10 protein-coding genes are annotated in these 11729 nt (G+C 34.4%); all 10 read right to left on the bottom strand.

Features of this window, described 5'->3' with window-relative positions:
• Positions 1–531: 531 nt before the first annotated feature.
• The 10 genes from B9Y54_RS08235 to B9Y54_RS08190 all read right to left on the bottom strand — a co-directional run bounded on the left by B9Y54_RS08235 (position 532) and on the right by B9Y54_RS08190 (position 11619).
• Positions 532–858, bottom strand: coding sequence for a hypothetical protein (locus B9Y54_RS08235; protein WP_085559813.1), 327 nt, complete (start codon positions 856–858; stop codon positions 532–534).
• Positions 825–1049: a hypothetical protein gene (locus B9Y54_RS08230; RefSeq protein ID WP_085559812.1), complete on the bottom strand. Its 225-nt coding sequence runs from the start codon at positions 1047–1049 to the stop codon at positions 825–827. The genes B9Y54_RS08235 and B9Y54_RS08230 overlap by 34 nt, the downstream gene beginning before the upstream one ends.
• 27 nt (positions 1050–1076) lie before the next feature.
• Positions 1077–2315 (bottom strand): ABC transporter permease, encoded by a 1239-nt coding sequence (locus B9Y54_RS08225; protein ID WP_085559811.1) that lies wholly within the window; start codon positions 2313–2315, stop codon positions 1077–1079.
• The gene (locus B9Y54_RS08220; RefSeq protein ID WP_085560550.1) at positions 2312–3019 is read right to left on the bottom strand and encodes an ABC transporter ATP-binding protein; all 708 of its coding nucleotides are present in this window, start codon (positions 3017–3019) and stop codon (positions 2312–2314) included. The genes B9Y54_RS08225 and B9Y54_RS08220 overlap by 4 nt, the downstream gene beginning before the upstream one ends.
• A 12-nt stretch (positions 3020–3031) precedes the next feature.
• Positions 3032–4168, bottom strand: coding sequence for an efflux RND transporter periplasmic adaptor subunit (locus B9Y54_RS08215; protein WP_085559810.1), 1137 nt, complete (start codon positions 4166–4168; stop codon positions 3032–3034).
• 297 nt (positions 4169–4465) lie between these two features.
• Positions 4466–5458: a D-2-hydroxyacid dehydrogenase gene (locus B9Y54_RS08210; protein ID WP_085559809.1), complete on the bottom strand. Its 993-nt coding sequence runs from the start codon at positions 5456–5458 to the stop codon at positions 4466–4468.
• A gap of 41 nt (positions 5459–5499) precedes the next feature.
• On the bottom strand, positions 5500–6561 hold the full coding sequence (locus B9Y54_RS08205) for a PTS sugar transporter subunit IIC (RefSeq protein ID WP_085559808.1): 1062 nt from the start codon (positions 6559–6561) through the stop codon (positions 5500–5502).
• Positions 6562–6981: 420 nt separating this feature from the next.
• Positions 6982–8079: an AI-2E family transporter gene (locus B9Y54_RS08200; protein WP_085559807.1), complete on the bottom strand. Its 1098-nt coding sequence runs from the start codon at positions 8077–8079 to the stop codon at positions 6982–6984.
• Between the two features lie 1064 nt (positions 8080–9143).
• Entirely contained in the window at positions 9144–9869 is a 726-nt protein-coding gene (locus tag B9Y54_RS08195; RefSeq protein WP_085559806.1) for a LytTR family transcriptional regulator DNA-binding domain-containing protein, read from the bottom strand.
• Positions 9850–11619, bottom strand: a complete 1770-nt coding sequence (locus B9Y54_RS08190) for a sensor histidine kinase (RefSeq protein WP_085559805.1) — start codon at positions 11617–11619, stop codon at positions 9850–9852. The genes B9Y54_RS08195 and B9Y54_RS08190 overlap by 20 nt, the downstream gene beginning before the upstream one ends.
• Positions 11620–11729 lie beyond the last annotated feature (110 nt).

Below are 11729 nucleotides of genomic sequence, written 5' to 3'. Positions count from 1 at the left end.
GTTTCACCACATTTTTTTCGCATTAATTTCATATATATTCTTTATTCAGTATATACAACCTATATTGAGTGTTTATACTGTATATTTATATTTTTTATACAATTTTTATAAGTTTTTTTTTTTTTGCTTTTCTTTTTTCTTTGTTCTTAAGTTAAAATACAATGAGATTTAGCTTATTGTAATGCAATTTTCAACAAAAAAAGGTTCTATTTCTTTTTTTAAAAAAAGTAGAACCTTTTTTATTGATCACTATTTTTGTAACGTATAATCTATTAAACATACGAGATATTTCACGTTTATTCATTTACAATAAAATAATTCTATCTTTTTTAATGAAATAATTAGTCATATACCGATAAGCCTATTATATTTTTTTATCCATACTCTGCTATCATTTTACCAACAGCTTGTAGCCAAAAAATAATAATAACCATCATTTTTGTTGTCCATTCTATTTAATATAAAATAGGATCCAAACAACAATAGATTAACTCTTCATCGCTTGAATCTTCTTTCGTTAATTTTTTTTAATTAAGAGTCGCATTCAAAGTAATAAAGACTGCTTGTTTTTTTATCATATAGTCCGACAGTATAATTATGAGAAGATCGAGAAAACAATTCTTCGCCTTTTGATAGTCGTTTTTTTCCCTCGTATCGATCAATAAATAGCCAGTACCCTTCATTAATCTCTGGCATCTTATTATTCTGAGCTAAATCAGATGAGTAAGTAGTGTTTTCATCTATTTCACCACCGTAAAGTTGAAGTTTGATATTCTTTGGAAGAGGTGTCTTTTTCCAGTCGTTATTTTCTTGAATTTGATTGACTATATCCTCAGCTTTTTTTCCTTTGAACTCCATACGGACCCCATTAAATCTCCGTCGCCATTAAATCCTCCATGACTATCTGTCGAAATAAGCGTTGAATTCGCCGGGATGCGGATACCTAAAGAACGTGAAAGTTGTTTTTCCACCGAAACAAATAAAACAGTCGTCCAAATAAAGCCCAGTACTGTAATGATTAAAAAGAAAGAAATAAATTTTTTCTTCATTTTTCCTCCTATACTAAGTGAACAGAATTAGTGATAAATAGCTTTGATGGGATCCATTTTTGCAGCATTAACAGCTGGCATAATACCAAAAAATAATCCCGTTAAAACAGAAACAGATGTTGATAATAAAATAGTTTGCATGGTTAAGACTGGTTCAAGATCCATAAAACTACCTGCTAGTATCGCAATACCATATCCTGAAACCAAGCCTAATAATCCACCAATGAAAGTAATAAACGCTGCTTCAAGGATAAATTGAAATAAAATGGTCCGAGGCTTAGCTCCGATAGCACGACGTATCCCAATTTCACGTTTACGTTCAGTAACCGATACATACATGATATTCATCACGCCAATTCCACCTACTAAAAGTGAAATAGCAGTTATCGCCATCAAGAAATTAACAATCCCAGCCATATAAGTTTCCATTTCTTGTTGCATTTCTTCATTTGATCGATCTTCTTCAAAGGTTCCCTGTTCATCAGGATAGGTTTCAACTAATTCTTGAATAATCTCTTCTGTTGCAGCATAACGATCGCTGCTCCCGTCAAATTTAATCTTTAATCCGACAATCGGTTTGTATTTCGTTAAATCATTGTAAGAAGAACGCGGGACTATTGATGAAGAAGCGGTCAAGTAATCATCCCCTCCACCAGTCAATGGCGTATTATCGTAATCATAAGGTGTTTTGATTCCAACTACTTGATACATGTAGCCATTTAATGAAATAGCCTGTCCAATCATGTCTTCTGGGTTATCAATGATAATCCCATAGTCAAATACGTCATGAGATAGCACAATCACGTCATGATTAGCATCTGCTGCTGTTAGATTTCTGCCATATAAGATTGTATGATCTTCACTATAGGGCGTTAATTGAAGAGAAGACTGTTGTCCGAAATAATTAAAATCAGCACTAATGATTTCAACCGAACTACCCATTCCCATCCCTTCTCCATAGTCAGGTAAAATAGAAGTTACGCCAGTTGCCTTTTGAACTCGCTTCATATCTACTCTTGAAAAAGCAAAGGTGGATTCTTCATAATAGGTCGGATCTTCAGACATCGGCATGACATATTGAATCTTAACTTCATTAGAATTCGTTGAATCAGCTAGAGAAATTGTTTGCTGCCTGATTCCTTCTCCTAAAGCTGCAATCGTAACCACAGAAGCAATCCCAATAATAATGCCCAGCATGGTTAGGAATACTCTCAATTTATGCGCTTTAAGGCTTAAAAAAGTACTCATTAAAATATTTCGTATCATAGCTTTTTCACCTCTTCTTCAAAACAACCATCTTTCATGTAGATTACCCTTGATGCATAGGCCGTCAAGTCGCTATCATGGGTAACCATAACAATCGTTTTTCCTTCTTCATTTAACTGTTTTAACGTATCCATAATGACTTTACCCGTTTCACTATCGAGTGCACCAGTTGGTTCATCTGCCATAATCAATAAGGGATCGTTAACTAATGCGCGTGCAATCGCTACACGTTGTTGTTGCCCACCAGAAAGTTCCGTTGTTTTATCTTTCATTTTCTCGCCAATACCGACTAAATCTAAAAAGTGTTGCGCTTTTGCTTTTTTCTCTTTTGCTTGGTGAACTCCTTTATAGACCATTGGCAATTCAACATTTTGTTGGACATTTAGCGCTTCGATTAAAAAGAATTGTTGAAAGACAAAGCCGAAAAAAGCATTGCGATAATCAGATTTTTTATTTTCATTTAAAGAAGAAACATCTTCGCCACGAAAATGAAAGATGCCAGAACTAATACGGTCTAGAAAACCAATAATATTCATCAGGGTTGTCTTACCACTACCTGATTTCCCCATAATCATAATAAATTCACCTTCGTAAATTTTTAAGTCTAATCCTTTTAAAATGGTGACTTCTTGTTTGCCACGTTTAAATGTCTTTGTTACATTTATTAATTCAATAAGCGGTTTAGTTGTTTCTATTTTTTCCATCGCAACCATCACCTATTCTTCCATAGTCATAGAATCCATTGCTTCTAAATCAGTCGCTTCATTAAGCAATTGACCTTCTTCAACAGGAACTTTTGATGATAGAATAATTTGGTCTTCTGCTTCTAACCCGCTCGTTACAATAGTATTTTCTCCTTCTTCTTTACCTAGTTGAATAATGCGTCTCACAACTGTTCCAAAATCATTTACTAAAACGTAATAGACTTTATCTTCTTCATGAATCGCTTTTGTCGGAATGGCAATTAGTTCTTTTCCAATATTCACAACCGCTTGAACATGATAGCCATTGCGAATGCCTTCTAATGTGTCTAGAGAAAGTTTAACTGGGTAACTAGACATTGTTGACGTTTGGCCATAGTCCCCTTCTTGAGCACCATCTTCTGTTGGGTTTAAATCAATAAAACTCACTTTACCTGTAACAGCATAATCATTAGAAATAACTTTAATATCAGCTATTTGCTCGCTGGCTAGCTTGCCAACGTCTTTTTCATTGACTGTACCGGCTACATAAAACTGATCTGAAATTAATTTCAGAATTGGAGATTCAGCATCTTTCACTTCCGGTACATATACTTTTCCTGTAAAAGGAGCAACTATTTCTTTGTACCTTTGTTCCTTTAAAGAAACCAAATTGTTGTACATTTCTGTTATTTCTGCATCTAAATCATCGGTGCTCATGTCCATTTTTATTTCTTCTAGTGTTTGAGTTCGTTCTTCTTCAGGTAACTTATTCCAATTTTTAATCGCTAAATCTCTTTTGTAGATTGCATTTGAACGTTGCGTTTCCATTCTAGCAACTTGGTTAGTCGTATCGCTTAGTTGGGTTGCTACTTCTGTATTTTCATAGGTATAAAATAATTTTCCTTTTTCTACTGTTTCACCATTTTTCACTTGTAAATCGCCCATCACTCCATAAGCTTCTTCTTTACGAAACTCTTGTGATTGTTCTGGTTTGACTGTTCCATTAACAAAAACTTGTTCCATACTTGGAACTGTGAAATATTCTATACCGTAAGGATCTTCTATTTCTTCTACAACGACTTCTTTTGAGGAAAGCACTTTTTGTGAAACAAGAACTGCAATAACGGTAACTATAATTATTCCTAATGCGATACCAATTTTCTTTTTCATCTTCATTCTCCCTTATTGGTTACTCGTTCAGTTTTTAACAAGTTTAGCTTTTCTATGTAATTCTTGTTAGCTCCTCTCACTTTTTTTTAGTTGCCTACTGCCTAAAAAAAATTTGCTTTATTTAATTGTTCTGCTAGCATCATACCCTATTTTCGTTTCTATTTCTATCGTTATTTTAATTAAATTTACGCTGCTACATATTTTAACTAAATTTACGCTACTATTTTAGGTGAAAAAAAAGAAGCAAGCAGCCCATTGAAATTAGGCTAACTTCCTTCTTTTTCGTTTATACTAGCTTTATTTTATTTCAAAGGCACTTTCACCAGTTGTTAAAATATTACGAGTCGCATCTAATGATCCTTCTACTAGGTTCTCAACAGCCGTCTCCGTATAAAAGGCGATATGAGGCGTATAGAAAATATCTTCTCTTGCCATTAATGCGTTAAAGATCTCGTCATCAATTGCTGCGCCTTTTAAGTCTTTATTAACAAATAAATGTTCATTTTCATAGGTATCTAGAGCAGCACCAGCTAATTTATTGCTTTCTAGCGCTTCAAGTAAATCATCGGTTTTGACGATTGTTCCTCTTGCTGTATTGATTAAGAATGAACCGTCTTTCATTTGTGCAAACAACTCTTTGTTAAATAAATGGAAATTGTCATCGGTTGCCGGCATATGAATAGAAATCAAGTCAACTTCTCTAACTAATTCTTCAAGTGTATCAGTGTATCTCATGAATTTGCGTGCTTCATCATTTGGATACAGGTCAAATCCTAGAATCTCTGCACCAAAACCCGCAAACAATTCACCAGTAATACGACCAATACGACCTGTTCCAACGATTCCGATTTTCATTGAACGTACTTCTCTACTAAGAATCGCTTTATTCCAACTGAAGTCATGTTTTTCAACATTCTTTTTAATTAAATCCATATGGCGAATCATATTTAATGAAGCTGTTACCGCAAATTCAGCAATCGCATTTGGTGAGTAAGCCGGTACATTTGTGATAAATAAGCCATTTTCTTTAGCTAATTTTAAATCAAACATATCGTAACCAGCTGAACGGGTAGCCAATTGCTTAATACCCATTTCTGCTAATGCTGGATAAATTTTTTCATTTAATTTACCGGTTTGTTGGATTAAAATACCGTCTTTGCCTTTTACTTTATCAAGAGTCTCCATGGTTAAGATTTCGGTTACAGTATCAACTATCACTCCTGTTTTTTCACTCCACACCATCGCAGCGTCTCTTTCATCTTCACGTGTACCAAACATAATTAAGTTCACTTAAAATTCCTCCATTATGATTTATTTTTGTCAGCTGTTTTTTATTTTGCTGTAAAAAATTTGAAGATGTCTTTATCGTATACTTTTAGTACTTTACATAAAACGAAATCTACAAGCAATGCACTAGCAAAGGGGATAACAAAGAAAGCCAACACAGCTACTCCGAAGTTTGCAATGGTACTGCCTTCCATAAACTTAATCGCATTGATTGGTCCAACTAAACCTGAGAATCCAAAACCAGCTGAGAAGGGTGTTCCTCGAATATTAAAGATTGCTGCAAAAATTCCACTGATTGTTGCACTAATTGCAAGTGGCAAAACAATAATGGGGTGTTTGATTAAGTTTGGCATCATCATTTTCATTGCGCCTAAACCTACTGAAGAAGTTACTCCGATACTATTTACCTTCATTGATCCAACAACTAATGAAGCCGCTGCAGCACAGACACCGATATTTGCTGCACCTGATGCAAGTCCTGAAAGACCAATAGCTGTCGCAATTGCAACGGTTGAAATGGGTGAAATAATAATAATTGAAAATGAAATAGCAATTAAAATACTCATTAAGATAGGTTGCAATTCAGTAAAACTATTAATCAAAGAACCAATTGTTGAAGTAATCATTTTTACGTAAGGAAGAGTGAACGAACCAACCGCACCTGCTCCAGCACCGGCTAGAATAGGAAGCAATAAGATTGTCATTGAGCCTAGTTTATTGCCAATAGCCATTACTAAGATAACGGCTAACGAAGCGGTTAGCATCGTATTGATTAAATCACCGATACCCACAAGCATAAAGGCACCTTCATTAATAACATACGCACCTGAACCAACTAAGGCTGCAGCACCAACAATAATAGTTTGCATAGGGTTTAATTTAAATTGCATCGCAATTAAAACACCAACAATAATCGGTACAGAATACTGGAATCCTTGAACAACGTGTAATAATGAGATAAAGATGTCCATTTTTGTTCCTAAAAATTTAAATAGTTCTCCTAAAATAGCATTTGGTATCAACCCAACAACAATCCCTGTTGCTGTTCCGGCTAGGACACGGTTTAAAAATACTTTCCCTGATAATTTCGTTTCGTTTTCTGACATATAAATTCCTCCTAAATAAGATAGCTTATCTTTTAACGATTGATTAAACTAATATAAATTAAACCTTGTTAATTGTACAATTTTTTTCAAACAAATAATAAATAAGACTTTAGTATTTTCTTTCTTTTTCACCTTTCCTAAATAGCCGTTATTTCTTTAAAAATTAACTATAAGTGCAACACATCGTTAACATATTCACTAATGCTTTCTTAGTATCTAATAAACAAAAAAAGATGTCAAGTCGTTTATGTTCTTTTTTTCACAAAAAATAAATAAGTAAGCGTTTAACTTTTTTTATATCCATATTTATTAAAAAAAGGTTCTTTATAGGATAAAGTTTAATGGTCTTTTTAACGAGAAAGACTGCTAAAAAACACTATATTTCTGTTTTTATAAAGAATAAGAAAAAAAAGGCAAACCTTAAACGGGTTTAACCTTTTTTTTCTCTTCTAAAATTACTTTCTTGACATAAATGATAATTGTTTTGACTACGGCAAAGCCAGGTACTCCAAAAATGATTCCCACAATACCAGCTATTTTTCCTGCCACTAATAAAACAACAATAATCGTTAAGGGATGAATATTCAAACTTTCACCGACAAATTTCGGTGTTAAGAAATTTGCATCTATTTGTTGAATAACCACAATTAAAAGGGCTACTAGAAGAGCTTTCCCTGGTGAAATAGTTAATCCAATAATAAAGGCTGGAGCCGCACCGATAAAAGGACCGATATAAGGGATCATATTGGTTGCTCCACAGATAATGGCTAACAATAAACTATACGGTAAACCAATAAACAGAATCCCAATATAAACTAATATTCCAACAACGATACTAGCTAGACCTTTCCCACTGACATAACCAGAGACGACATCATTCATTTGGCTCATCAATTCAATAGCATAATTTTTGTATTTGGCTGGGAACAGACTAGCAACAGCTGGTGCAAATTTTCGACCATCATAAAAGAGATAAAATAAAATAATTGGAACTGTGATTAATACAACTGCTAATCCGGTCAGTGTCGAAAGGATTGAACTGATACTTGTTGTAATAGAAGATAGCACCGTATTTGAAATCGTATCTAATGAAAGGTTTAAACGCAATAAAACTTCTTCATAATCAATTTTTTCAAGTCCTGGAATTCGTTTGAGATCTTCTGCTTGAATCTCGATATTAGAAATAATCGTAGGAATATTAATAATGAGCTCACTAAATTGCTCTAATAATAACGGAACTACTTTTATCCCAAAAGAAATCGTCCCACCAATAGCCAAAATCATTACAATGAGAACAGCATAATTTCTTTTTAGTTTACTTTTTTCAATCAGTTTAACAAGAGGGTTCATTAGATAAAATAAAAAACCTGCAATTAAAACTGGAACGAAAAGGGTCGAAAATAGTGCGTATAACGGTTGAAAAACGAAGCTAATCTTGGTCGATATAAATATTGTTAGCGCTGCGGCTAGAGACCATAACGTCCAAAACAATAATTTTGAACTTTTAAATACATTCATCTTTCTTCTCCTTCTTAAAAAATCTCTTTTTACCTTTTTTTTATCTTATCCTGTTCCTTTAACGTTTTTTTAAAGTCCGTTCAAAATAAAATGGCTTATTAAACTAATAAAGTGAGAAATGCTCTCAAGGGCCACTTTACAGGAGAAAGACACAAAATTCAACTGAATTTTTCAGAAAAAAATAAATGATAAATAGAACAAAAAAAGTTTTCTTGTATTCTTTATTTATCACGATAAAAAAATAAACGGACAGAAGACTTAGCGTCTTCTGTCCGTTTATTCATTTAACAATCGTGTAATAAATCTTTAAAGTCATTCGATAAATAAACTAAAGATGATAAACACACTTATAATAGAGAGAACCAATAATTTTTGATTCATCATTCAAAAGATAATTAACGTTTTTTAGATAACGGGATATGCAAAGGCACTATGAAGTACGGCAACGAGAATGGGTAGAAAAACACCCAAACAATCTGTCTCCGAGTAGAATCTTTGTGCTATACTATTCAGTTCGAATCATTTCCCTGGATTCATAACGCAGAGCTATTTGGTTAGTAAAGCTTGCTTTTAAGTCAGTTGCATAACCGGCTTTTCCAGTTGTGCTGCCTGTTGTAGCAATAAGCTAATCGTTACGGTAGCTGTCTTAATTTGATGTAGCCAAAAGATGAAGTAATTTAGTTGCTCCTTATTTTTCTCATCAACTTGTTGTTCCTTCCCAAATAATTAGTCCATTAAAAAAATCTTCTCACGATAAAATTTATTCGAATGGCCATCACGCTACCCATATTTTCATTTCGAGAAGAAATAAAGATAATCGGAACTTGAGAGATTTTACGTACCATTTGGGACCAGTAGCAGCCATTATAATAAGTCAATTGACTATCTATCAAAATTAACTGGAGCATAAAACGAATAAATTCTTTCATAACACAATTAAAATCCTCTATTCCTCTTGTTTTATATTGGCATTTTGTAATGCGTCACCTAAACCGTGAGTAACCGTCAAGTCATCTTCTGTAATCCTAACTTTGAACAGGCTATTTACTCCTAACATTTGAGCTTTACAATCCCATTTTTTCTTTAAACTCTTTTATATACGAACGACTAACAGGAATCTTTAACTGGTTTTTCATAGTCACTTGAACCGTATGATTAAACCACGGCTGGATTTCTTGGATAGCTTCTAGTTGCACGATATAAGAACGATGAACGCGCATAAAGTGTGAAGGACTTAATTTTTTCTCTAAGGCACTTAGAGACTCACGCGTCTGGTAGTCCTTTTGAACGGTGTACACTGTCGTTATTCCGTTTTTAACTTCTAAAGCGATGATTTCTCGTTGTTTAACCATATAAATATATTCTTCTACTTGAATAGGTAAGGTTGTAGAAATAGAGATGCTAACTGCTTTTATTTTTTCTTTATTCGCATCAATTAGTCGATAAGCTTTTGTCACTGCCTGTTGGATACGGTTTAATTCGAAAGGCTTTAAGACATAATCTTGCGCATTTAGTTCAAATGCTTTCACGGCATATTCATCATAAGCTGTTGCAAAAATAATAAGCGGCGGTTTTTTCAACTGATTGACCTTATCTGCCAAGGTCAATCCGCTTTCATTAGTCAAATGAATGTCTAAAAAGATGAGATCCACTGGTTGATAAAGCATCTTTTCTAATGCTTCTTCAATGGATTCTGCTTCGACAATAGACGTTATTTCAGGACATTTTTTTAATAAATAAGTCAATTCGTTTCTAGATAAGGGCTCATCATCAACGAGTAGGGTATGCATGGTCTTTTGTCCTTTCTTTGCAGGGAACCATACAAGAAAAGGTTGTCCCTTTATTAGAAGTTTCAATCTTTAAAGCAGCTGACTCTCCAAATAAACTTACCAGCCGTTTATTCAAATTTTCTAGAGCTGATCCTGTCCCTTTTTCAGAAGGAACAATTTCTCTGCCCAATTTGCCTAGCCGGTCTGATTTTATCCCAAAGCCATTATCGCTGACACTTAATACGAGATTATTTTCAATTGCGTGAGCAGAAACCAACACATGATTGTCAACCTTTCGCCCTTCAAAAGCATGTCGAATAGCGTTCTCAACTAATAATTGGATAATAAATGGTGGAAGTAAGACTTGATTTAAACTCGGTTCGATCCTGAATTCTACTTGATAACGTTCTGGAAAACGAGCTTGTTCAATCGATAAATAAGCTTCGACGTGCTCCAATTCTTTTGCTAATGGAATAAGATTGGTTCTAGCGCCTTGAAGATTGGCTCGGAAATAATGGCTCAATTGAACCAATAATGCACGAGCTTGTTCACTATCTACACGAATTAAAGCAGAAATTGTATTGATTGCATTAAAAAAGAAATGCGGATTTACTTGCGCTTGCAGTGATTTGATTTCAGCATCTTTTAATAACTTTCCTTGCAACTCAGCTTCACCTAGTTCAATTTGACTGGAAATAATATTTCCTAGCCCTTCCGCCAATTGTTTGATGACATAAGTCAATTCGTTTTTATCTGTAAAATACATTTTCAGCACGCCGACAGTTCGGTCTTTAGACTTTAAAGGAATGACAATGGCCGCTTCTAGTGGACAACCTTTATGGTGACACCCGATTTCTTCGTGAGTGAAAGCTTCTTTTACCTTACCTTCTCGCAATACTTCTTTTGATAAGTCCGTCAAGATTGCATTGGAAGGAATATGGTGGTCGCTTCCCGCACCAACATGCGCTAAGATTCTTTCTTGGTCTGTGATACTGACCGCAGATACTTTGATAAAGCGCATGATAATTTCAGCGGCAGCTGTACACGGTTCTTCATACATTCCTTGTCGAAAGAAAGGCAAGGTTTCATTGGCTAACTGAAGAACATCATGTGTTTGAACGGCTTTTGTTTGTTCTTCTTGTTGGAGGGTCGTTCGAATAATGGATAAGAAAATAGCCGTCCCTAAGCTATTGATTAAGACCATTGGCAACGAAATAAAGCGAACCAACTCAATAGAATCTCGAAAGTTGCTGCTTAAAATAAGAATGCAGGCCATCTGGATTCCTTCTGCTAAGGCCCCAATAATGATGCCTTCTATAACTGTTGGGTAATGATTCTTTTTCATCGTTCTCATACCATATAGGCCAGTAAATAATCCGATTAAAATAGAAGAGACAACATAAATAAATGCAGCTTCTCCTCCTTGAGTAAACCGATGGATACCCGAAATTATCCCGACACTAACACCTACAAAAGGTCCTCCGATTAAACCTGATACACCAATGGTCAACACTCGCGTATTAGCTAGTGAAGCATTTTCAGATAATGTGGTAAACAATTGATCGGAAACCACTTGGTCTTTGCCAATTTCTACTCCTGTAAAATTAGAAATAATGGCAAAAATACCAAATACAAGAATCAATTGTATTTTCGTAGATAAGTAGTGTCTTTTTGTTAACATCGTTTTAAAATAACGAATATTCATCAGCATGTAAGCCACAATAATAATAAGCCCTACACGTTCAATCATCAAGATAACTAAATTTAGCATCTGTGCATCTCCTATTTTTTACTCCCTTTAGTTTAACACGAATGCTCACCTGTTTATCAAAAAATAAGATTGAAAAGAAAAAATAGCGCTGGAACAGTCGTCCCAACACC

The sequence above is a fragment of the Carnobacterium iners genome (assembly GCF_900177385.1).
In the GTDB taxonomy this organism is placed as follows: Bacteria; Bacillota; Bacilli; order Lactobacillales; family Carnobacteriaceae; genus Carnobacterium_A; species Carnobacterium_A iners.
Note: the sequence above shows the minus strand (reverse complement) of the source record. Positions and strands in the feature narration are given on the sequence as shown.